The 24049-nt window shown below is 44.4% G+C and carries 19 protein-coding genes; 8 read left to right on the forward strand and 11 right to left on the reverse strand.

The window, feature by feature from the left end; translation table 11 throughout:
- The first annotated feature begins 87 nt into the window (after window positions 1-87).
- The 4 genes from B3Q63_RS03620 to B3Q63_RS03635 all read left to right on the forward strand — a co-directional run bounded on the left by B3Q63_RS03620 (window position 88) and on the right by B3Q63_RS03635 (window position 3006).
- Window positions 88-1497 carry a Na+/H+ antiporter NhaC family protein gene (locus tag B3Q63_RS03620; protein ID WP_414706306.1) on the forward strand — a complete coding sequence of 470 codons (1410 nt, stop codon included), beginning with the start codon at window positions 88-90 and terminating at the stop codon, window positions 1495-1497.
- 57 nt (window positions 1498-1554) lie between these two features.
- Window positions 1555-1962 (forward strand): hypothetical protein, encoded by a 408-nt coding sequence (locus B3Q63_RS03625; RefSeq protein ID WP_296173901.1) that lies wholly within the window; start codon window positions 1555-1557, stop codon window positions 1960-1962.
- A gap of 166 nt (window positions 1963-2128) precedes the next feature.
- Window positions 2129-2551 carry a YbaN family protein gene (locus B3Q63_RS03630; RefSeq protein ID WP_296173903.1) on the forward strand — a complete coding sequence of 141 codons (423 nt, stop codon included), beginning with the start codon at window positions 2129-2131 and terminating at the stop codon, window positions 2549-2551.
- A 245-nt stretch (window positions 2552-2796) separates the two neighbouring features.
- Entirely contained in the window at window positions 2797-3006 is a 210-nt protein-coding gene (locus tag B3Q63_RS03635; protein ID WP_010201661.1) for a cold-shock protein, read from the forward strand.
- A 228-nt stretch (window positions 3007-3234) separates the two neighbouring features.
- Here B3Q63_RS03635 and B3Q63_RS03640 read toward each other — a convergent pair whose 3' ends face one another.
- The gene (locus B3Q63_RS03640; protein ID WP_296173926.1) at window positions 3235-4317 is read right to left on the reverse strand and encodes a YeiH family protein; all 1083 of its coding nucleotides are present in this window, start codon (window positions 4315-4317) and stop codon (window positions 3235-3237) included.
- A 191-nt stretch (window positions 4318-4508) separates the two neighbouring features.
- Between B3Q63_RS03640 and B3Q63_RS03645 the strand changes: the two genes are divergently transcribed.
- Complete coding sequence (locus B3Q63_RS03645; protein WP_296173928.1) at window positions 4509-5441, forward strand: LysR substrate-binding domain-containing protein; 933 nt, start codon at window positions 4509-4511, stop codon at window positions 5439-5441.
- A gap of 149 nt (window positions 5442-5590) precedes the next feature.
- On the opposite strand, the gene B3Q63_RS03650 is transcribed toward B3Q63_RS03645, so the two are convergent.
- Window positions 5591-6052: a universal stress protein gene (locus tag B3Q63_RS03650; RefSeq protein ID WP_087813544.1), complete on the reverse strand. Its 462-nt coding sequence runs from the start codon at window positions 6050-6052 to the stop codon at window positions 5591-5593.
- Between the two features lie 144 nt (window positions 6053-6196).
- Complete coding sequence (locus tag B3Q63_RS03655) at window positions 6197-6658, reverse strand: universal stress protein (RefSeq protein WP_296173936.1); 462 nt, start codon at window positions 6656-6658, stop codon at window positions 6197-6199.
- A 263-nt stretch (window positions 6659-6921) separates the two neighbouring features.
- On the opposite strand from B3Q63_RS03655, the gene B3Q63_RS03660 reads away from it, so the two are divergent.
- Window positions 6922-9999 carry an insulinase family protein gene (locus tag B3Q63_RS03660; RefSeq protein WP_296173938.1) on the forward strand — a complete coding sequence of 1026 codons (3078 nt, stop codon included), beginning with the start codon at window positions 6922-6924 and terminating at the stop codon, window positions 9997-9999.
- 110 nt (window positions 10000-10109) lie between these two features.
- Here the strand turns inward: B3Q63_RS03660 and B3Q63_RS03665 are convergent, their stop codons facing one another.
- From B3Q63_RS03665 to B3Q63_RS03675, 3 genes are all read right to left on the reverse strand, one after another.
- Entirely contained in the window at window positions 10110-11432 is a 1323-nt protein-coding gene (locus B3Q63_RS03665) for a serine hydrolase domain-containing protein (RefSeq protein ID WP_296173941.1), read from the reverse strand.
- A 194-nt stretch (window positions 11433-11626) separates the two neighbouring features.
- A complete protein-coding gene (locus B3Q63_RS03670) occupies window positions 11627-12190 on the reverse strand; it encodes an NUDIX hydrolase (protein ID WP_201565056.1) in 564 nt (187 codons plus the stop codon).
- 359 nt (window positions 12191-12549) lie between these two features.
- Entirely contained in the window at window positions 12550-13071 is a 522-nt protein-coding gene (locus B3Q63_RS03675; RefSeq protein WP_296173947.1) for an HPP family protein, read from the reverse strand.
- A gap of 118 nt (window positions 13072-13189) precedes the next feature.
- On the opposite strand from B3Q63_RS03675, the gene B3Q63_RS03680 reads away from it, so the two are divergent.
- Window positions 13190-13927, forward strand: coding sequence for an NUDIX hydrolase (locus B3Q63_RS03680; protein ID WP_201565058.1), 738 nt, complete (start codon window positions 13190-13192; stop codon window positions 13925-13927).
- A 258-nt stretch (window positions 13928-14185) separates the two neighbouring features.
- Here B3Q63_RS03680 and B3Q63_RS03685 read toward each other — a convergent pair whose 3' ends face one another.
- Window positions 14186-15577 carry an oxygenase MpaB family protein gene (locus B3Q63_RS03685; RefSeq protein ID WP_296173951.1) on the reverse strand — a complete coding sequence of 464 codons (1392 nt, stop codon included), beginning with the start codon at window positions 15575-15577 and terminating at the stop codon, window positions 14186-14188.
- A gap of 121 nt (window positions 15578-15698) precedes the next feature.
- Window positions 15699-16901: a Na+/H+ antiporter NhaA gene (gene nhaA / locus B3Q63_RS03690; RefSeq protein ID WP_201619224.1), complete on the reverse strand. Its 1203-nt coding sequence runs from the start codon at window positions 16899-16901 to the stop codon at window positions 15699-15701.
- A gap of 508 nt (window positions 16902-17409) precedes the next feature.
- Between nhaA and B3Q63_RS03695 the strand changes: the two genes are divergently transcribed.
- Window positions 17410-18165 (forward strand): TSUP family transporter, encoded by a 756-nt coding sequence (locus B3Q63_RS03695; RefSeq protein WP_296173953.1) that lies wholly within the window; start codon window positions 17410-17412, stop codon window positions 18163-18165.
- A 137-nt stretch (window positions 18166-18302) separates the two neighbouring features.
- On the opposite strand, the gene B3Q63_RS03700 is transcribed toward B3Q63_RS03695, so the two are convergent.
- The 3 genes from B3Q63_RS03700 to radC all read right to left on the reverse strand — a co-directional run bounded on the left by B3Q63_RS03700 (window position 18303) and on the right by radC (window position 24026).
- The gene (locus B3Q63_RS03700) at window positions 18303-19676 is read right to left on the reverse strand and encodes a dicarboxylate/amino acid:cation symporter (RefSeq protein WP_201628284.1); all 1374 of its coding nucleotides are present in this window, start codon (window positions 19674-19676) and stop codon (window positions 18303-18305) included.
- A 388-nt stretch (window positions 19677-20064) separates the two neighbouring features.
- Entirely contained in the window at window positions 20065-22986 is a 2922-nt protein-coding gene (locus B3Q63_RS03705) for an acyl-CoA dehydrogenase (protein ID WP_296173956.1), read from the reverse strand.
- A gap of 356 nt (window positions 22987-23342) precedes the next feature.
- Window positions 23343-24026 carry a RadC family protein gene (gene radC / locus B3Q63_RS03710; protein ID WP_296173959.1) on the reverse strand — a complete coding sequence of 228 codons (684 nt, stop codon included), beginning with the start codon at window positions 24024-24026 and terminating at the stop codon, window positions 23343-23345.
- Window positions 24027-24049: the final 23 nt, after the last annotated feature.

A 24049-nucleotide genomic window follows, 5' to 3' on the forward strand; every position in this document is an offset into this window, starting at 1 on the left:
CTACAAAATTGAATAATTTGAAATGTTATTTTAAGGAGCATTATGTTATCTGCTTATCGTGAGGATTATTTTTTTCTTAGCCGCGCATTGCCTGTTCTAGGCATATTGGCAGCTATTTATGGCTTGTTATGGGTATTGGCCGTTCCGATTAATGCAGTAGTATTAGCTATTGTATTAATGGTGGTATTTTGTCTGATCAAAATTCCCGTTGCAGTTTCTTTACTTTCTGCTGCTTTGCTTGGTGGCCTCCATGCAAGAATAGAATTTCCTGATATCTTACAGGTATTAAATGACAATCTACTCAGTGGCGCACAGGTAGGTATGACCTATATCATGGTCGGAGCGTTTGCAGTTGCACTTGCGAGAAGTGGTATTCTCGATTGGGTCGCGCAAAAAATGGCCAGTAGCTTAAATCGTGATGGGGTTAATGTACGTAAACAAGTTAAATGGATGCTGTTTAGTTTGTTTATTGTTGCCTCACTGCTCTCGCAAAATCTAATCCCAGTACATATTGCCTTTATTCCAGTACTTATTCCGCCGTTGCTTGGGCTGATGAATCGTTTGCAAATTGATCGACGTGCTGTTGCCTGTATTCTGGCCTGTGGAATTAGTGCTTCTTATCTTTTACTACCGTTTGGTTTTGGTGCTATTTATCTGAATGAGATTTTACTAGAAAATTTTAATAGTGTTGGCGCAGCGTCAGGATATGCTGCTACTGCCAGTATGGCTCCTAAAGCGATGTTTTTTCCAGTGATGGGAATCCTTGCTGGAATGCTATTTGCAGTTTTGATTACGTATCGTAAACCACGTAATTATACGCAGCTAGAAAAACTAGAGGCGTATGTCGCACCTGTTGAAGAAAAAATTGAGATTGGTTTGCAGCCATTACTATTTACCGCATTAGCGGTTGTGGTGGTGCTATTGTTCCAAATTTATTTTGATTCACTATTTATTGGAGCAATGATTGGATTTATGATTCTTGGTTTTTCTGGTATTTATCGCTGGCAGGCTCAAGATGATGTTTTTACTCAAGGTGTGCGTTTAATGGCTGAAATTGCCGTGATTATTACTATTGCTTCTAGTTTTGGTGCCCTATTAACGGCCACTGGTGACATAGATCCGCTAGTAAAATCGGCTACCCAGTTTTTTGGTGATAATAAACTCTTTGGTGCGGCAGTAATGTTAATCGTCGGTTTGTTTATTACAATTGGTTTTGGCGACTCGTTTGCTTCTGTGCCAATCTTAGCACCAATTTATATTCCGTTAGCTTTTGCCCTTGGTTTTTCACCATTGGCGGCGCTAGCGATGCTTGGCGCTTCTGCTGCATTAGGCGACGCTGGCTCTCCAGCTTCTACGCTTACACTTGGCGCCACCGCTGGTCTAAATGCCGATGGACAGCACGACCATATTAAAGACAGTGTGATTCCAACTTTTTTCCATGCCAATATTGGTATGTTGCTCTTTACTTGGGTAGCGGTAGTTTGGCTATTGGGTTAATTTAAAGACTAAGACGCTAGGTTTTAATATCATTCATTTTAAACAAGGATGTTTACCATGAAAAAAACATCAACCGCCAAAGCCCTTAACCTAAGCGCCTTGTTGTTAAGTCTAAGCGCTTGCGTCCTTGTCTCACCACCGACTAATGAAGACACCTTAACAGACGCCGATCTTATTCGAGCTGCTGAGCAAAAAGAATCCGCACCAACCGAAGGCGCGCAGCAGTGGGTCATTGGCTATCATCATGGTATTGCAGTGGTCAAATCATTCCAGTGCTCAGACCTCTGTCCGCAAAACACCTTGCGCGTGATTTATTATGACGTGCCTGCCGATGCTACTTGTAAGGGTGTCGGCGGGGTGACCAAATCCATATTAGTACCCATCGCCATTACCGTGATGCCAAAAGAATACTGCTTTCCAAAGGCAATCGCAGATTACTGGGAAAGCTATCCTGCCAAATCGTAGTGAATAACGATCTACACTTACCTAACTGCTAAACAAACTACGTATCCGTAGCAAAACCGTGCAAAATCAGTCTTGAACCTAGGTTTGAACTTCTTTATCTTTGATAGCTTATATAGGTAGTCCAAACCTAACGACCTAATGTCTAACACTGACTGATAAAACTCCCATGACTCAACCAAAAAAAGCTTTTTACTATCGACCTAAGACCAATCAACATAACAGCCCAACCGTACGTTGGACGTTTTTGATACTGGGTTGGGTGTTTTTTGTCTTGGGTATTATTGGCATCTTGTTACCAGTGATGCCAACCGCGCCTTTTATACTATTGGCAGCGGGTTGCTGGGCGCGTAGCTCACGACGCTTTCACTTTTGGCTGATTAATCACAAATATTTTGGTAAATATGTCCGTGATTGGGAAGATCGCCGCGCCGTACCGCTATATGCGAAGTGGTTGGCAACCATAATGATGACCATATCAACAATAATGTTATTTTTTAACATTCCTGCCGACATGGTATGGGTCGCATGGCTGCTAGCCGTTGTCTGTACTAGCGTAGCGGTGTTTTTATTTCGTTTGCCCAATGCTTAAAAATAGGCTAAATAGGGCCAAAAAACAGTCAATCTTTGCACTTAGTTACACGAAAGGTGAGATAAGGCTTGCGATACTGAACTAACCTCCCTATAATACGACCAAGCTTAAGAGCAGTTCTGCACCAAATCATTACCTCGTAGTATTAGTTATAATCCTTCGTTTTAATATTTATCGTTCAGTAGCTATTTGCAAGCGTTACCGGTCACTAGACCATTAATAAATTAAAAAGTAGGATTATCAATATGTCAGATACTCAAAAAGGTACAGTTAAGTGGTTCAACGAAGCTAAAGGCTTTGGTTTTATCGCTCCAGAAACTGGCGCAGACGTTTTTGCTCATTACAGCGAAATCACTGGTTCAGGCTTCAAAACTTTAGCTGAAGGCCAAGAAGTTGAGTTCACTGTAACTCAAGGTCAAAAAGGTCCACAAGCTCATAACATCGTTGCTATCTAATTTGTCTTTATAGACAACTAGAGCAAGATGAATAAAAAACGAACCTTCGGGTTCGTTTTTTTTCGTCTATTGTTTATGTTTATCGCTTATGATAAATGCCTTAATAATAAGGCGCTAAGCAAAGCTTTTAAAGTAAAAATGCCTACGACTATGGTGATAGTCGTAGGCATTTTTGGTTTGGTGTTAAGAGTTTGGTGTGTAGTCAGTAACTGTTTTAGAGTGAAGTGATTAGAGTGAAGCAATCACTATATTAATCAGTCCGCCGCCAATGATAAGCCAAGCAAACATCATTGCGCCTAAGATAAGCGGTTTAACCCCCGCTTGTTTAATGGCGCTTAGGTGTGTGGTTAAGCCCAACGCAAACATTGCCATGGTAAGCAACACATCATCGAGCATGACCATGCTACGCTCAAAGCCTGCCGTCATTGGCACCCAAGTATGTAGTAACACTACTAATATAAAAATAAAGGCAAACCATGGCACTTTGACTTGTTGTACACGCTTCATCAACGACAGTTTTTCGCCATTTTTGCTACTGGTTGCGGTTAAGGCAAACGATAAAATCAGCAAAAAGGGCGCAAGCATCATTACCCGTATCATTTTAGTGACGACCGCTGTATTTCCAACTTCGGTACTAACGGCATTACCAGCGACCACCACTTGCGCGACTTCATGAATGGTTGAACCGGTATAAATGCCGTATTGCTGGGCGTTTAGCCACGGTTGCAACCAGCCAAGCTGATATAAAAACGGATAGAGCAACATGGCAATCGTGCCAAAGACCACCACGGTGGCGACGGCGATAGTGACTTTATGGGCTTCCGCTTTGACCACCGGCTCTGCGGCAATCACCGCTGCCGCACCGCAAATACTGGCACCAGCACCAATCAATAACGTCGTCTGCTTATCGACTTTGAGCCATCTGGTGCCCAGCCAATAGGTGAGTAAAAACGTTGAGGTTAATACCAGCGCATCCGTCATTACCGCTGGCATACCAACACTAGCAACTTGGGTTAAAGTCAGCTTAAAGCCATAAAAAATAATAGCAAGGCGTAATATTTGACCTTTGGCAAAGTTAACCCCATCGCTAAGTTGTTCAGAAAAATTTGGATATAGCGTATTACCCAATACCATCCCAAGCAAGATTGCTAGGGTTAATGAGGACAGCCCAATAATACGCCCGTCCGACCACGTATCTAAGCTCATATTCAGCCACAAGCAAAACAAGCTACCAATCAGCACGAAAATCAGCCCCAAAATATGGCGGTTATGCGGAAAGTAGTTATGCATGTTTTGTGCTAAAGCGTTCATGTCGTACGCACCTATTATTTATCATCTATAATCGAAATAAGCATAAGCTTATGAATAGACAGTATAAGTCATGTCGATTTATAATAAAAACAGATTAATAAGATATAAACTATCGATTTTTTAGGTTAAGAATCGATTCTTGGAGTTTAGGCTTTTGGAATTTATAGGCAGCATAGGATGTCAGAGCCATTATGAAAAAACCCATACAGATGCTGCCGAAGATTACCCTTAAGCAGCTATCGGTGTTTGTCAGTATTTATCAAACTGGCAGCACCAGCCGTGCCAGTGAGGAGTTGCATTTGTCGCAGTCGGCAGTTAGTAGCGCGCTCACTGAGCTGGAGTCAAGGTTGCAGATGCCGCTATTTGAGCGCGTCGGGCGCAGGCTAAATCAGCATCCAAACGCCCATCCTATTTATATACAGGCACAGGCTATATTAGGACAGGCCTTAACGCTAGAGCATTATCATAAGCATCAAGCGGGGCAGATTCATATCGGTGCCAGTACCACTATCGGCAATTATGTGCTGCCGCCGTTGCTTGCCAAGCTATATGCAGCGCTACCGGATGCCCATATCGATATGTATATTGCCAATACCCAAGAGGTAGTCGGCGAGGTTGAGCAGTTAAATATCGATATTGCTTTGGTCGAAGGCATGCCACGTCCGACAGATATGAAAGTGATTGAACAGCGCGCTTGGCGGACCGATACCTTGATGGTCTTTGCTAAGCGTCATAGTAAGTGGCTGACAGGCATGAAGTATAACGAGAAAGAAAAATGTTATGAGTTGAGCGCGGAACAGCTGGCAAGGCTGCCGCTATTGGTACGAGAGGCTGGCTCGGGTACGCGGCAAATTATCGATGAGCAATTATTGCAATATCTGCCGCATGCTGAGATTGTGATGGCGATTCAGCAATCAGAAGCCATTAAACATATGGTAAGCGCCGATATCGGGCTTGGTTGTTTATCGCAGCATGTCATTGAGGCGGAGCTGGCAGCAGGAAAATTGGTGCAGGTAAAAGTAGCGGGTATAGACTTATCACGTACGTGGTGGCTAGTTTGGCACAAAGCCCGCCATCAAAGCCCTATTTGGCAAAGCTTTATTGATATTTTGATAGAAGATTGATTTTAATGGTAAATGTAGAGATTCTAGTGAGAATATTTACTGTTTTAATGAATAATAAAAAAGCGCAATGTCATACAATGCGCTTTTTTTAATGAGCTATTTTAATAGTTTCAAATAACTTGGGAACGACGTTAAGTCTGCTCTTAGAGTTATTTATTAACCGGTTTATCCAGTCTCACCACTAAGCTGTCGCAAGGGACATTGGGCAAGATATTATCTGCTGTCGCGCCGCTGAGCCAAGCAGCGATACCATGACGTTCATGACGACCGATGACCAATAAATCAACATCATGCTTATGGCAATAGTTGACGATACCTTCACTGTTAGAGATGGCGGTGGTCACTTCAGAATTTACCGCATGTAAATCGTTACGGTCCAAAAACTGTGCCAATTTGGCGCGCGCTTCTTGGCAGCGCTCATCATCAATTTCATCATATAAGCTTGAGGCAGGCACCAGCTCATAGCCGAAGCCAACCATAGTATCTTTAACGATATGAAGCACCGATAGCTTGGCGTTAGGACGATTCTCAACGATGCGTTTGGCCTTTTGGGCGACCACATCAGCATCGGACATTAGGTCGGTGACCAATAAAATATGTTCGTAACTCATAGCGTCTTCCTCGTGTCAGATAGTATTTACTATAGCACTCCTACCGAGCGCTGTTAAGTGCTGCTAAGCTATCTTTGTCTATATCTTATAGGGATATTTGTTACGCTTAACAGTAGCTTTTTAGCGCCTTGCTTGCTTATCTCGTTATTTTGGTACAGGCTGATCGAGTTTTACCACGAGACTGTCGCAAGGTACGTTTGGCAAGATACTGTCGGCGGTTGCCTTGACTAACCAAGCGGCGATACCGCGGCGCTCATGGCGACCGATAATCAGTAAATCGACTTCTTTTTCGCGGCAATAATTGACGATGCCTTTACTGTTAGAGATAGCGGCAGTGACCTCGGAGTTGACCGCGTTTAGCTCATTGCGTTCTAAGAATTGCGCCAATTTAGTGCGTGCTTCTTGCCAGTGTTCGCCATCGAAATCGCCTGACAAACTAGACGCAGGCACCAGCTCAAAGCCGAAGCGCACCATATCATCTTCAACGATATGCAAAACGGATAGTCTAGCCTCAGGCGAGCCTGCAAGGATACGTTTGGCTTTTAGGGCAACCTCGTCAGCATCGGACAATAAGTCGGTGACCAGTAAAATATGTTGGTAGCTCATCAGGGGCTCCTAAAATAGTAGTTAACTTTATAGTAGCAGTGCTGGCTACCTTTGTTAAGGGTTAAAACCATTATTTGATTATGGATATTGCCTTAATACTACTTTTAAAATATTCATTGATAAATCTTACCCAGTGAGCCGTTATTACCATATGGCTAGCTTGACTTATCCATAGGTAAGCCCCATCTATTAGCGCTATAGACACCATTTTATGAGCCCCGAAAATCAGGGCACGATATACATTATCATTGATAAGGATAACTATGACTGACACGCCATTTACTGCGGATTTAACGCTACATCCAGCGTTTGAGCTGATTGAGCATCGCCACATTGAGGCGCTATCGATGGATGTGCTGATCAGTCAGCATGTTAAGACTGGGGCCATGCATTACCATTTGGCGCATCCGAGTGATGAAAATGCCTTTTTGGTCGGCTTTCGCACTCAGCCAATGGATTCAAAAGGTGAGGCGCATATTCTAGAGCACGTGGCTTTGTGTGGCTCTGAGAAATTCCCTGTACGTGACCCGTTTTTCTCAATGATTAAACGCTCATTAAATACTTTTATGAATGCGATGACTGCTGCCGATTGGACCGCCTATCCGTATGCGACGCAAAATAAAAACGACTACTTTAACTTACTTGCCGTTTATCTTGATGCGTCATTTTTCCCTAATATACATCCGCTTGATTTTGCCCAAGAAGGTATTCGCGTCGAGTTAGACGAAAATGATAAGCCGCAGTTTAAAGGTATCGTTTTTAATGAGATGAAAGGCGCGATGAGCGGCGAGATTGACCAGTTATATCATACGGTCGCCCATCATTTGTTCCCAACGACGACCTATCATTACAATTCAGGCGGCGATCCTGCTGATATTCCTGACTTGACCCATCATGAGCTGGTTGAATTTCATCAAAGCCATTATCACCCATCAAACAGCGTGATTATGAGCTTTGGTAATATTCCTGTTGCTGAAACCCAAGCGAAAATCCATGAGGATGCTTTGATTCAGTTTGAAGCCGGTAAAAAACACGTGTCGCGTCCAGAAAAGCGTCTATCTGCGCCGATTAGCGCTGTCGATACTTACACCGCTGATGAAGCCGGCCCTGACCAAACCCATCATGTGGTTGCGTGGTTATTACCGTCAATTACTGATCCAAAGCAGCGTTTGGCGTTACGTCTGTTAGAAGGGGTATTGGTTGAGCATGCTGGTTCGCCGCTGCGTGCGTATTTGGACAGCCACCCACTTGGTAAAGCGCCAAGTCCGCTATTGGGACTCGATGACAGTCATTATGAAATGGTCTTTTATACCGGTCTGCGCGGTTCAAGCCCTGAGCATGCCGAAGCGGTAGAGCAGGGCATTATTGATTTGCTTAAAGAGGTCGCGAGCAAACCGATTGATGATGAAACCATTGAAACCATTTTGCATCAAATTGAGATTGATCAGCGCCATATCGGCGGTGATAGCATGCCGTATGGTTTGAATCTCATGCTAGAAGGCTTTAGTACGGCGATTCATGATGGCAACCCTATCGATGTCTGGGAAGTTGATGAGCATTTGCAGTGGCTGCGTGAACAAGTAAAAGATGCGCAGTGGTTACTGAATTTAATCAAAACTCATTTACTTGATAATCAGCATCGTGTCCGTATCACACTGACACCTGATAGCGAAAAAACTGCCCGTTTGGCAGCAGCCGAGCAAACCCGTCTTGATACGATTGCGATGGATTTGACCGCTGATGATAAAGCTATCTTAAAACAACAGGCATTAGATTTGGCAGCGCGCCAAGCAGCACCTGATGATTTAAGCTTGTTGCCAAAGGTTGGCTTAGAAGATGTCCCGACCGATATCAGTTTTAAGCAAGGTACGCAAAAACAAGTGAATTTAAGTGGGCAAGAGAGCACCTTATTTGAATATGAAGCGGGTACCAATGGCTTGTATTACTATCAAGTGATTGTGCCGTTGACCGATGCCATTGGTAATCAGGATACCAGCGAGCTACCCGTTAATGAAGTGATTAATCATCCATTGTTGCCGATTTACTTAAGCTTATTGTCTGAGCTTGGTACCGACTCGCTAAGCGCTCATGAGATGCAAGCTAAGCAAGCGGCGCATTCATCAGGGGTGACGGCGCGTATCAGTCAGCGTACCAATATCGATGACAGCCAAGCGATTAGCAGCTACTTTGTTGTGGCAACGCGCGCGCTAAATCGTAAACCTGAAGCGATTGATTTGCTAAAAGAAGTCATGGAGCACAGTGTCTTTAGTGAGCACGATCGTATCAAAGAAATCTTGCAGCAGCGCCAAGCAGGTTGGCAATCAAACCTTGCCGGTTCTGGACATTCTTATGCGATGCAAACCGCCAGTCGCGGCATGAGCCGCCAAGCGCAGTTAGAATATGTGCGCAGCGGTCTGCCAGCACTGAACGCGCTAAAAGACTTCTTAACCCATGCCAGTACTGATGATGCGCAGTGGGATAAATTGGCAACCAGCTTGATGGATTTACATCAACGGTTAATCAGCTTGCCTAAGCACGCCGTTATTATCTGTGAAGCTGAGCAAACCGAACGCTTAAGTAACTTAATCGTTGATAGCTGGAAAGACAGCCAAGCGCCAAAAATTGCTGAAAAAATCACAAACTCTGATACAGGTATTGAAGACAATATCCCAAGCGAGTTTGCCGAGTTGCAACTTGATGCGGCGCTAAATGGCGAGAAAGACGCGGTCAAAGCACTAGAAAGTGGTGTGGCGCTCGATGTTGAAGATTTGGCGTGGCTAGTTCCGACCAACGTCTATCATAATGCTAGCGCATATACCGTGCCAGCAGCCGACCATCCTGATACCGCTGCCTTGATGGTATTAGCGCCTTATCTGCGTAATGGCTATCTGCATAGTGCCATCCGTGAGCGCGGCGGTGCTTATGGTGGCGGTGCAGGCTACGATGCCAATGCTTGCGCCTTTAAGTTCTTTAGCTACCGCGATCCGCAGTGTGCTGAGACCTTTGCACATTTTGATGCCAGTATCGAATGGTTATTAAATGAGCCGCAAACCGATGAGCAGTTGGAAGAAGCCATCTTAGGTATTATCTCAGGTATGGATAAACCAGGCTCTCCAGCAGGTGAAGCGGTCAAAGCCTGCTTTGCCAATCTGCATCATCGCGGTGTCGAGTGGCAGCGTAAAATGCGTGCAGCCATATTGGCCGTGACGGTTGCTGACTTGCAGCGTGTTGCTAAGCAATACCTGCAAGGGCAACAGCATGTACGTGCGGTACTTGCGCCTTATGATAAAGAAGCAGCGGTACAAGAGCTTGGCTTTAAAGTGTGTAAAATTAAAAGCTAATCTTCTTAAAGTCTGCTGACTTAATTGCTATAAAAACCGCCGCTTTCATTTTTAGTGAAAGCGGCGGTTTTATTTTGGGTGAGTCTTTTAAAGCGCTATTTCTTAAAGGTTTACTTTTTAATTAAATAATTTGCCAGCGCTTTATAAGCGGGTAGTGAGGTTGGGTCAATTTTGCTATTACTGGCGTCTGGATATGACGCAAAGCGCACGATAACCATATCGGCTGCGGGATCGACATAAATGGTTTGACCATGGACGCCGCGTGCCGCATAGATAGGCGTGGGATTATTAAATAACCACCACATGCTTTTGTAGCTGCCATTAGTCAGATGCTGATAACCTGCTTTTGCAAAAGCGTTTTTATCACCGCCGGCTTCGATATTATCAACGACCGCCGCTGGGAATAAACGTTCGCCACTAATCTTGCCTTTATTGAGCATTAAGCTACCAATACGTGCCATGTCATGCAAGCCTGCGCTGATACCGCCGCCAGCAAATGGCGTACCTTTAGCATCGACCGTCATATAGGCGCTTTGTTCAGCACCGATTTTTTGCCAGATGCGTTCCGAGAGTAATTCATTCACCGCTTTGCCAGTGGTACGCGAGATAATCCAACCAAGCGCATCACTATTAATGGTGCGATAGTTAAATTCTGCCCCATGTTGACCCTTTTTTTTCACCGTTTGCAGATACTCAAAATAACCATTAGGTCCGCTATAACTTTTTGGTTTCGGTAGTGGGCTTGCTGCTTCTGAATACTGCCAGATATCGGCATTAGGGTCAGCATAGTCTTCGCTATAATCGAGGGCGGTGGTCATATCCATCACTTGACGGACCGTTGCATCCCCAAAGCCACTGTTTTTGAGTTCTGGAATGATAGATGCGACTAACGCCTTATCGTCAAGCTTACCTTCGGTGACAAGGATTTCTGCTAGCAGCCCAGTCATGGATTTGGTCATCGACATCGCCGCATGATTGCCAAGCTCATTGAGGCAGCCATTTTGGCGCTCGTACACTACCTTGCCATGGTGCATGACCATAATACCGTCAGTGTAATTGGCATCCAATGACTGCTTCCACGTCATCGGGCGCTTACTATTAGTGGGCGTAAAGGTGAGGGCATCGATATTCTTATCTAACTCGTAGTTGAGCTTGGAGGGTGCGCCGATACCGCGACTGACGTCAGTGGTGGGCATCAACTCGCGGATATGACAGACCGTCCAACGCAGTTTTGGGAAACTAAAGAAATCAGAGGAGGGCTGCGCAATAAGCTTATCTTGGGGCGGCGGGAAACCTTGCATCCAACCAAGGGTTTGCGGGTCTGATTGTTTGGCCGTTAAGCGTGCATCGTCGGCATGGCTTGGTATGCTGATAAGAGTCATGGCAATGGTTAAGGGGAGCAGGGGCAAAGCACGTTGCAATAAAGTCAGCATGGTATCCTCGCAAATAAGCTTAAACGATTAATTTTAGGCAATAAAAAACCATTGATAAGTCGCTATATTCAAAACTTAGCATAATTCTTATCAATGGTCTTTACCAAGCATTTTTGTAAAGCCGCTTTGCTACTATTTAGTCTGCAGGTTGTTATTCAAGCGCTTTATTAAAGTGCGCTTTTATAAGATTGTGATTAATAGCGCTTAATCGCTTGGTCTTTGCCAATCATATCTTGATGAATGGGGAAATCTTCATGGTTATCGTATTGCTGACGGTCGGCAAAATAGCTTTTTAAAGTACGGCGTACGGCTTCAAAGGCAAGTTTATCCCATGGAATGTCTTCTTCGGTGAACAAAGCGCAGTCGAGACTTTCAGAGCCAATACCGTAAGCGCCGTCTTTTAACTCGGTGATATAAATACTATAGATTTGCCCGATATCGGGAATATCGTATAAGCAATATAGATGCGGATTGGTGACCACCGCTTCTGCCTCTTCAAAGCTTTCCCTTGCCGCACCTTCTGCCATGGTTTCGCCATTTTCCATAAAACCTGCGGGCAGCGTCCATAAGCCATATTGTGGCTCAATCGCGCGGCGACATAGCAGTACACGGTGTTTATGTACGACCAATGAGCCACAAATGACTTTTGGGTTTTCATAATGAATATAATTGCAATTTGGGCATACCAAGCGCGGGATATTATCGGTGGCTGGTATTTTGCGTTCTGCTTCATGACCGCATTGTAGACAATAGCGCATATCAACTGCCTTATATAATGAAAAGGAGAAATGAGAAAAAGGTGTTCGGTATTTTAAGAATTATAATTCTTGTTTTATAAAATAGTATGACTTTAGCTTATCGAGTTTTATTTGATAATAGTCATTAAGCCTAAGATAACACAAATTCTCATCGCACTGGCAGTGATAATAAAAACCCTACAGGTTTGCGCAACTGCTTGCCGTTAAAGCTGCCCTGATTAATAAATGCATTGTTAAGCGTAACAGACAACGCCGCCTAATCCAGTCCAGTCACATAAAGTATATGCAGCTTTAGTCAGATTGCGCTAGGCTAGACTGACGTTAACTATTAAAAGATAGCTTTATCTTGAAGGATAGCTTTACCAATAACGTGGGTAATGGCGGCCGCGACCGATATTGTTATAAATGAGGGCAACCACCACCAAGGCGAGCGCACCGACCAGAGTAGGGGTAAGTAAAAAATGCCATTTGACGCCGCCAAGCATAACGATTAATGGATTGGAGCCAGCGGGTGGATGCGGTACGCGCAGCAATAGCATCAGCGCAATCGCCGTACCAACTGCCAGCGACAGACTCCACCATTCGATGCCAAACAAGGTCAAAAATGATAAGCCTGTGAAAGTGGTGATAAGATGACCGCCAACGATGTTTCTAGGCTGTGCAAAAGGGCTCTCGGGATAAGCGAAAATAAGCAAACAGCTGGCACCAAATGAGCCCAAAATCATGGCGATATTTTGCCAATTGCCCAGTAGCGCCAGTATGGCAGTGGCAAACGTACCGCCAACCCAAGCTATGGCGATGATGATTAATGGCAATCTTTGCGGGCAATCATCAGTCTTGCCCTGCATTTTATTTAATGAAAAAATCTTATCCACGAGCATATCCTAAAAACATTTGGTTTTTGACATTGATACTTGAGTAGTCAATATTGATATTTAATTGCTATCTATAGTTAATTACATTGATGCTTCATACTGATAAAAATATAGGGCAATAATAATGTTACTCCCCCCGCAGTCGCTACGTTTTGATGAGTTTTCAGTCGCTGTGCCAGACTTTATTCGCTATCCGACCATTCGAAAGTTGGCGGAACGCGTGCAGCATGAAACCTTAAATGCGGTCACCAGTCCGGCGCTGTACGACGGCTCTAACACTTCTCGTAGTGCTCGCATTTTAGATAGCTTATATCAGACACCTATTGCCGATGCCTCGGTATTGGTTGCCATCACCCATGAACGCCATCCCAAACTACTACTGACGCGCCGCGCCGCGCATATGAACAGTCATGCCGGCGAAGTCTCTTGTGTAGGCGGAAAACATGACGCCGGCGATGGTAATAATGTCGTCACCGCTTTGCGTGAAGCCTGTGAAGAGACCGCCTTACCGCCCAATAAGGTGCAGCTACTTGGTCAATTACCGATTCAAACCTCTAAAAGCGGTATGAGTGTCCGTCCTATTGTGGCGCTGATTGCACCAGATTTATTGCTAGTGCCTGAGCTTGGTGAAATCTCACGTATTTTTTGGGCAGATTTTGAGACCTTGCTGACTCAGCCTACCGTAGAATATGCGGTAGAGTATACGATGCAAGATCAGACCGCGACCATTCTCACGCCCAGCTGGCAGGTTGATGGTGAAACGGTTTGGGGTCTGACAGGACGCGTCATTGCCAGCTTGTTAGAGACGGGCTTTGATCGGCAGCTTGAGTGGTATTACCGCATCCAAAATACGCGTAATTAACCCGTAAAGTGGCTGAGGTTATGGACTGAATGATCTACAGCAGCACCATTCTCTGATGAAACCAAGCGCGTCTTTTGCGGATTTATTATAGTTATTGTAGACGCTGTTGATAATGGCTTAACATATTCTATTTACTACTAATAATATTCGACATATGCTTTGTAGTTATGGTTTTTAAATTTAATGAATATCATTTGTTATTGGTTTTATTTAATATCGAGCGCTTTTCTCCTTAAATTGCTCTGCATTTATCATGCTTTATTTATAATAATCGTCATTTTTCTTCAGCCACCAATTCATATTGTCTTGGCGTTTGGCGCGGAAGGCTTCTAATTTTTCAGCCATCCTTTGATTGTGCTGACGTGCTGTATCGAGCGCAAAAAGAATCGGCACGGAGGACAAGACACCAAAGCGGATTTTTGATTTTGGTAAATCCAGGCCATCGCCGATATCATCGCCGACCAAGGTACGGGTGACACTGGCATTGACCATCTCAACGAAACGCCCACGGCGATTGTCCTCGCCCATCAGCTGCCGCGGCAAATCATGCAGGGCTTTTGCTAGCGGCTGGCCCATTTTAAAATCAAGCTGCTGAATCGATAAATAGGTATAGAGCCATTCCCAACAAGCAGCTTCATCTTTAGGCAAGCGCTGCAAGTCAACGCCCATCCAATAGCTGGCAAGATTCCATAAATGCAGGATACCTTCGGCTTCCTCAGTGCTGATACGGGCACCAAGCAATCGTAACCCGCGCATAATCAATAATGAAAACTGCAAATGGGTAGCAATCATATCGGTTTGATTGATAGGAATACCCCAATAGGCGCTATTCCAACTGCCATCTGGGTTATGGTGTTGGTCGGCATTGGGTATGACGCCCTTAGCCGCATTGCCTTTACCTTTAAGCAGGTTTTGCCGTACTAGGGTATGAATCTGCCGCACCTTGATAGACTGCCGCCAACCTTCTGAGCCAATCGCCAATACCTGCTCGATAGGCTGACGCTGATTGCCTGCGCTTATATTTGACTTGTGTAATGGAGGATGCTCAGAGACAGCTAGGATATAAGCATAGGTACGCATCAAACGCGGTAGAGCATCGTGCATCAATGCGCCTGTTTGAATGAGCGGCAGGGAGAGGGCAGGAATACTATATCCTGCCATTAGCGCCACGTTACGTAATAACCAAATCAGCATAAGCGGATAACGGCGATAGGCAACCGCACCGATTTGTGCAAGCTTGGGGTCAAACCACGTAGGATGGCTGCTAAACTGCTCGGTTAAGGCGTTAAATGCAGGGTTATTTGTAAGGTTAGCGTCGAAGTTGCTGCCACTGTTACTGCCGCTGATAATAAATTGCTGTAAGGGCTTTGCAAAACGAATACCATCAGCCGCTAATGCATCTGCCACTGGATCACCGATATCGTAACCCGCAACCATTTCCTCTAATAAACCTTGCGAGATAACAAAGTCTTTTGGCAATAAATAGCGCTTGATGCGCTTTAAGACTTGCAGGTCACTATGGTCGTCAATCGCCGTCGTGCGCCCATGACGCTGATAAGAGTCAGCATGTGCGTGGTGAGGATTAGCATCTCCCCGACCACTGGCAGCATTTGTTTTAGCGATTTTTTTAGTAATATCGATGGAATCCATTTTTATAAGCCATTCTTTAGCAACTGCTTTTTATTAACCAAGATTAAACGCTTTGAGCGACGCTGCTTTAAGCAACTGAGTTATTTTGAGCAACTTCATTATAAAGTTACTCAATCAGTCATTATGAATGATGGGTTAAATCTACCGAAGTATTATTAACATCGTCTTTTAAAGTGGCTTTTAGCATCAGATAACCGGCAATACCAGAAACGATTGAACCCATAATAATACCTAAGCGCTCATCAAATAATGGTGTCGCGCCGCCGAAAGCAAGGCCGCCGATAAATAAACTCATGGTAAAGCCAACGCCGCAAAGTAACGCTGCACCGTAGATTTGCTTAAAGTTCATGCCTTTTGGCATAGTAGAAATACCCAGTTTAAAAATTAACCAGCACATAAGCATCACGCCCACTTGCTTACCGATAAACAGTCCGGCGGCAATACCCAATGGCACGGAATGAAATAGCTCTGCAAAGCCTGCGCCCTTGAGCGATATACCTGAGTTGGCAAAGGCAAATAATGGCAGAATCCCGTAAGATACGGTGTTTTGTAAGTCGTGCTCAAGCTCTTCAAGCGGGGAATGTTCAGGGTCAGTACGGTCAAATAACGGAATGAATAACGCGAGCACCACCCCAGCTAAGGTCGCGTGAATGCCGGATTTGAGCACGGCAATCCACATAATCACCCCAATTAGTATATAAGGGGTAATGCTGGTGACGTTACGGCGATTAAGTAGATATAAGAACGGTAAACACAAAGCGGCGATAGCCAATGAACCAAGTGATAAGTCGCTGGTGTAAAATAAAGCGATGATTAAAATAGCACCAATATCATCAAAAATAGCGATGGATACCAAAAAGACTTTGAGGGAGTTTGGCACCCGATTGCCAAGTAGGCTTAAAATACCAAGGGCAAACGCAATGTCAGTCGCCGCTGGAATCGCCCAACCTTTCCAAAACTCAGGCTCATTATAGTTAAAGAGCAAGTAGACGATAGCAGGCATAATCATGCCGCCCAATGCCGCGCCAGCTGGTAAGATAATTTGTTTGACGTTCGAGAGCTCGCCGATGAGTACTTCACGTTTGAGCTCAAGACCGACCAAGAAAAAGAACACTGCCATCAGACCATCGTTGATCCAATGATGGGCGTCTTTTGCAATCGCAAAGCTGCCGATTTGAATGACAACGGGGGCATGAATAAAGGATTCATACCAAGTATTCAGAGGGGTATTGGCAATAATCATTGCCGCGATAGCTGCCAGCGCTAAGACAATGCCGCCTGACGCCTCGAGGTTGAAAAATGCTTTGATTCTTTGTATTGCCATATTATCCTCATTAACTAAATAAAACGTGCTAAATCATTCAAGAACTTCAAGTACCTATTGTTATTTGGTTTGCTTAGCTTAGCTTCAGTGAACTCAGGGCTACTCAGCATAGTTAAACGATAGACCACCATTAATAATGACATAGATAATAGTGATATAGATTGATATAACAAATAGGTGTCTCTAGTTTCTCACAATTTTATTCATATAAACAATTAAATACGTTAACGGTTTTATGCTTCTTCCTTGAAGACTCAACGATTATCAAAGGATATATCGATAAGACAGTCGATATGACAAATCTAGCAGACTTTGTTAGGTTTTTGGCTTTTTTTACATTTTTATCTTTATAATGAGCGCCGTTAAGCAAATCCTCATATCCAGTTTGGTACTGATGAAAGAGTGGTATCGATTAAAAAAATAGCCGCTATTTTATCAACCAACGTATTCTGAGCCTGATTTTTTCAGGCTTACTTTTTTTATGTCATAAATTTTCAAGGTCGGTGTCATGGACATATCGCTCTCTATCGAGATTATTTTAATGCTGACGGTCGTGGCCGCGATGGCTGGCTTTATCGACGCTATCGCTGGCGGCGGTGGTTTATTGACCATTCCAGCCATGCTGCTTGCCAATATTCCACCCGTACTAACCTTGGGGACGAATAAGTTACAAGCAGCATCAGGCGCGCTCGCGGCGTCCATTACGATGATTAGAAAAGGTGTCGTCAAACCGAAGAATATAAAAACGGCGATTATCGCGGCTTTTATCGGTTCTGTTCTTGGTACGATTGCCGTCCAATTATCGCCGCCTGATTTATTAGAAAAGCTGATTCCGTTTTTGATTGCGGCGATTGGTATTTATACCTTATTTGCCCCAAGGCTGGGTGAAGTAGAGGCCGCACCGCGCATCTCAGAAAGCAAGTGGCAAAAAGTAGTGGCACCCTTGATAGGTTTTTATGATGGTTATATCGGACCGGGTACGGGAATGTTTTTTGCCTTAGGAAATGTGGCGCTGCGTGGTCGTCAAATTATTGAAGCAACAGGGGCGGCAAAGGTGCTGAATTTGTCCACCAATATTGGCTCGCTTATTTTCTTTATTATAGGCGGTAATGTGTTGTGGAAAGTGGGACTGGCAATGATGGTAGGGCAGACGATAGGTGCTTATTTTGGCTCGCATATGGTCGTCAAAGGCGGTAGTAAACTGATTCGTCCGATGATTGTTTTGGTTTGTATGGCGATGCTGACGAAATATGTGTTTGGTTAAAAAGTGTTGGTATGAATTTTAAAAACCTTATTTAATTTACGATATAAATAAAAAACCTCAGCCGCTTGTGAACTGAGGTTTTTTATTTCTAAACTTTTATCATTGGCTATTTTGTATTAAAGCTAGCCACGTTTCATTTAATCACGCTTAACATCGTCGTATTCACTGCCCATAATGCCATCGCTAAAGACTTCAGAGAATTCGCGCTCGCTGTTTTCATCGATATGACCATCGAATACGTCTTTTGCACCGGCATCAGGGTCGTTATAAATTGCCAAATCCATCTTGCCTTCTGACTTAGCTACGATAGCGGTTACAGCGGCATCGCCACTGACGTTGACGGCAGTACGCAACATATCAAGGATACGGTCAACCCCTAGGATAAGACCAATCCCTTCGATTGGTAAACCCACTTGCGCAAATACCATCGAGAGCATGATGAGACCAACACCAGGAACGCCCGCCGTACCAACAGAGGCAAGCACCGACATTAAAATAACGGTCAGATATTCGGTTATGCCCAAATCTATACCATAGATATTGGCAATAAAAATGGTCGCCGTCCCTTGCATGATAGCCGTACCATCCATATTGATGGTAGCACCAAATGGCACGGTAAACGAGGCGACAGAGTTGTTGACGCCCATACGTTTGGTCACGGTACGCAAGGTAATTGGAATCGTCGCGTTTGAGCTTGAGGTACTAAACGCAAAAATCTGTACTTCGCGCATTTTTGTTAAAAAGGTTCTAACCGATAAGCCTGAAGCCAGCTTCAGGACAATCATCATGGTCACAAAGAAATGGAAGGCAAGCGAGCCAACCAATACTGCGACATAACCAAGCAGCGACCAGATAAGGTCTAAGCCAAGCTCAGACATGGCTTTTGCTAACAGCGCAAAAACACCATAGGGGGCAAGGTTCATAATGATGGTCACCATCTTTAAGATGACCTCATTGATAAGCTCCAAGCTTTGCACCAAGCCTTTAGCAGGCTTACCAACCATCAAGATACTGATACCGATTAAGATAGCAAAGAAAATAATCGATAGCATATCGCCATTCGCCATCGCGCTGATGGGGTTGGATGGGATAATATTGGAGAACACATCAAGCAATGGCGGTGCGGATTGCGCTTCAAACGCCGCATCCGTTTTGATATCCATGCCTTTACCGATACCAAAGAGTACGCCAAGTCCAATGGCAGTCGCAATCGCCAGTGCCGTTGTCATCATATAGATGAAAAAGGTTTTGGTGCCAATACGACCAAGCAAGCGGATGTCACCGATGCCACAAACTCCGCAAATAAGCGAGATTAGTACCAAGGGCACAACCAGCATTTTTAGCGAGTTAACAAATAACTTGCCGATAATGGCAAAAAACCCATTGGTGATATAGGTATTAACAAAGCTACCTTCGGCATTCAATCCCGAATAGTTTATAAATAAACCCAGTATGATACCCAGCACCATGGCAACAATAATTTTGCCAGTCAGCCCCATATTTTTCCACATAACTACTGTCCTTGGTTGCCGTAATGCACAGCAATAAACACAATATATCAGGCCGTATAAGCGGCAAAATCGTGTCTATTACTGTATTTATTACGTCTATAAGTGTGTTATCTGTCATTTAAGTCAGATTTTGGAGACAATATAAAAGAATTGTTGGGGATACTGCAAGAAATTTTTATGACTTTAATAACGTGACATTGTCGCCTTGCTGTGGTCAGGGTTTATTCAGCGGCAATAATTTTTAGATTAAATAGAATAACATAAGGGTTTCTGGCGTAGATTTGGGTGTAATAGCTATGGTGTAGTCGAAAAAAACGAGACTATCCATATTGGATAATCTCGCTTAAGTTGAAAAACAAGTTTTAGAAAGGTGCTGGTTTTTAGCTATTTAGACCTTATCGTTTTCGTCACGACGTAAGCCATCTTGCCATTTGTTATCAGCGTTAGACGATTTGTCTAAGCTATCTGCATTATCAGCATGAGTATCAGCCGCTCGATTCAAACGGTGATTATGACCCATGCGCTCGCTTAGGTGCGTTTCTGCATCACGGTGACGCGGGTCGAGCGCTTGTGCTTCAGGGTTTGACTCTGCAAAATCGGTTTGTGCCTGAACTTCTTTTATAGTGTCTTGCTCACTGACCATTTTAACATCGCCATCGCTTTCATAACCATGGTCAGGATTGGCATCACCGGTTGCTTCTTGTTTATTATCCGCTGCAGGCTCAAGGTTATCAGTCATTGGCTCAGCTGTTTGCGCAGTATTCTCAGTCGCGATGCCGTTTCTTATTTGGGCATCGTTTTTCAATTGCGCATAATCCGTTAGCTTATAAACTGCATTCTCTAAACTGTGCGGATTGGTGCGTTCTTGCGCTTTAGATAAATGCTTATCGAACACATCGGTCAATAACGAATCATAGCGGATGGCGTTATATTGAATAAGGACTTCAGCCTCTTCTTCGGTAATATCGCCGTTTTGGCTGGCATAGACCACATGATCTTCAAAGGTAAGACCTTCAAAGCTGTCTTTATGCTCCGCCTTTTTAAATTTCTGCCATAAAGGTTCAACGTCAAGCAGCGTTTGATAAGCGTGCTCCATGCGTCCGGTGACATCATCAGGCTCAGTATTGTAATACACCATGGTTTTAAGATAATCGCGGAATGGATTGGCTTCAAAATCATCCATAAAGGTATCGCCCAACTGGCGTTTTAGCTCATCGCTGACCGGCGCAAAGATACGCCCACTTGGGAAAGTGACAAAGCTGACTAAGCTTGCCGCCATACGATTTGGGAAGTTGGCAAATAAAGACAAGAAAGCTTCTTGAATGGTATAAAGGCTGTTTTTTAGTGCCACTTCTGCATGTAAACGTTCGGCTTTAGATTTAGAGCCATATTCATAAAATTGTAAAATCGCTGTACAGATAAATAGATGCGAATGGATATCGGCTAAGCGCCCAGACAGCATCTCTTTACGTTTTAAATCGCCGGCTAATAAGCCTAAAGACATATCGGCGGTTAGGGCAAAGCCTGCGCTTAAACGGTTGATGTCTTTATAATAAGGACGGGTAAAGCCATCGGCAAAGCTTGGTGCATGACTGCTGCCACCGACATAGCCTGCGACAAAGGCTTTGGCACCGCGATTAAAGGTATAGCCTAAATGTTTAAAGAATAAATTATCAAATTGCTTGAGCGCACCTTCTTTATCATCACTTTGCAATAATTGCAGCTCATCAAATAGATAAGGATGACAACGCATCGCCCCTTGACCAAAAATCATCAATGAGCGCGTTAAGATGTTGGCACCTTCAACAGTGATAGAGACGGGAATGGCTTGATAAGGAATCGCTAAAAAGTTGCGCGGCCCCATCTGCACCGCGCGACCACCGACCACATCCATGCCATCATTGACTACCGCACGCATGGTTTCGGTGGCATAGTATTTTGCCATTGCTGTCATCACCGATGGCGTACCACCTTGGTTCAAGCCACAGGTGACCAAGTGACGAAAGGCCTCGAGCATATAAGTGTTACTGGCCATGCGACTGGTGGCATCTTGCACGCCTTCAAATTTACCGACAGATATTTTAAACTGCTCGCGAACCTTTGCAAAGGCACCGACGGTCAAATAGGTGACTTCACTGGCAGAGGTCGATAGCGCTGGCAAGGAGATACCGCGTCCAACGCCCAAGCATTCCATCAGCATACGCCAACCGCGACCGGCATTTTCAACGCCGCCGATAATATAATCTAGCGGGATAAAGACGTCTTTACCATCAACCGTACCATTCATAAATGGCGAGCCGATTGGATTATGACGCGGACCGGTAACAACCCCTTCATGGCTGGCAGGAACGAGCGCACAGGTAATACCGTAATCGGTCTTTTCAGGGTCGCCAAGCAAACCTTCTGGGTCATGCATCTTAAAGGCCAAACCAACGACGGTGGCAATAGGCGCTAGAGTAATCCAGCGCTTAGAGAAGTTCATACGCAGGCCGAGCACTTGCTCGCCTTCATGCATGCCATAGCAAACCACACCCGTATCAGGAATCGCGCCTGCATCGGAGCCCGCTTCAGGACCAGTTAAACCAAAGCAAGGAACTTCTTCACCTTTGGCTAAACCTGGTAGCCAGCGTTGTTTTTGTTCATCGGTACCGTAATGCATCAGCAGCTCACCGGGGCCGAGCGAGTTCGGCACCATGCAAGTTACTGCGGCGGTTGGTGAGCGCGAAGCAATTTTACTCATCACCCGACTTTGAGCATACGAGCTAAATTCTAAACCGCCATATTCTTTCGGAATGATTAAACCCAAAAAGCCATTGGCTTTAATAAAGCGCCACGCCTCTGGTGACAGCTCTTTATCTTCATGATGGATTTGCCATTCATCAAGCATGGCACACAGCACTTCTACTTCATTATCAATAAAGCTTTGCTCTTCTTCTGATAACTCAGGATAAGGATATTTAGCAAAGGTATCCCAATCTGGCGCGCCCATAAACAGCTCTTTTTCCCACCAGCTGGTACCGGCATCGAGGGCTTCACGTTCGGTATCGCTCATGCTTGGCATCGCACCGCCCAAGGCTTTATAAACAGGCTTGGTAATCAATGATTGGCGCAGCGGGGCGATTAGCAATACTAAGCATAGTAGCGCTAGCGGTATGCCTAAGATGAGCGACCATGGGCTGATAAAAGCGGTGACAAGGACGGTCACGAGGGCGACGATACTACCGGTGACACGGGATAAAGATAATAAAAAGATGGCCAAGACCATGGCTAACTGAATGATTACTGCCAAAATAAATAAGCCGATGGCCATGACTGTCTCCTTTATAACGCTGAATGCACAAGCGTAAAATTTAAATGAATAAAAACTGATGGAATAATTCTAATTGTTATTTTATTTTTCCATCAGATTTTTTATGCGATAAGTTAATGTATATGACAAAATAAATGCCTGTTTTGTACTTCTTTTCTAGCAGTTTTTAAAATTAATAAGAGTAAACCCACGACTAAATAAATCTATCAGTAGTAGGCTTACCGATAACTGCCACAGCAAAAATAAAGTTAACTACCAATATGAAACAGTTGTTTATAACTATCAAGAGCCAAAATGCTACGCTGTGTCGATAATATGTATCAAGCTTTGTTTATATAACCAGCTGTTATCGATCTTTAGCCAAAAGGGTGCAAGCAGCTCTCAGCATAAGATAAGGTGTCATTGCGTCCGACAATGATATGGTCAACCAATGACAAATCTATTAAGTCACAAGCCTTTTTTAGCTCGTAGGTTAATAAGTTGTCGGCCGTTGAAGGGGTTGCATTGGTATGCGGGTGATTATGAGCGACGATAAGCTGACTGGCAGCGTGGCTCAACGCATGACGTAAAACGTGTTTGATACAGACCGAACAAGAAGAGATACCGCCGGTAAACAGTATCTCAAAATTGATTAGATTCAGCGCATTATCCAGACATAGTACGGCAAAGACTTCACGATGCTCACCGCGCAGCTGGGTGCTGATATAGTCTTTGACCATTTGCGAGCGTCCAAGGGCGTGACCTGTCTTAAGCTGACTGTCTAAATAGCGCGTGCCCATCTCAAGCGATGCCAGTATCTGGGCGTATTTTGCAGGACCAATACCATGACAAGCAAGTACCGTCTCTTGCGGCGCGGCCAACAGCTCAGCTAAGCTACCAAACTGGTCTATCAAATGACGGGCAAGCTCAATGGCAGATTGCGACTGGGTGCCTGTGCGCAAAAATATCGCTAATATCTCAGCATCAGATAAATGAGCGGCGCCAAATTTCAGCAGTTTTTCACGCGGTCTATCATCTTCATGCCAGTCTTTAATTGCCATTGTCACTCCTTCATAATGGGGAT

Source organism: Psychrobacter sp. UBA2769, from assembly GCF_002352555.1.
Lineage (GTDB): Bacteria > Pseudomonadota > Gammaproteobacteria > Pseudomonadales > Moraxellaceae > Psychrobacter > Psychrobacter maritimus.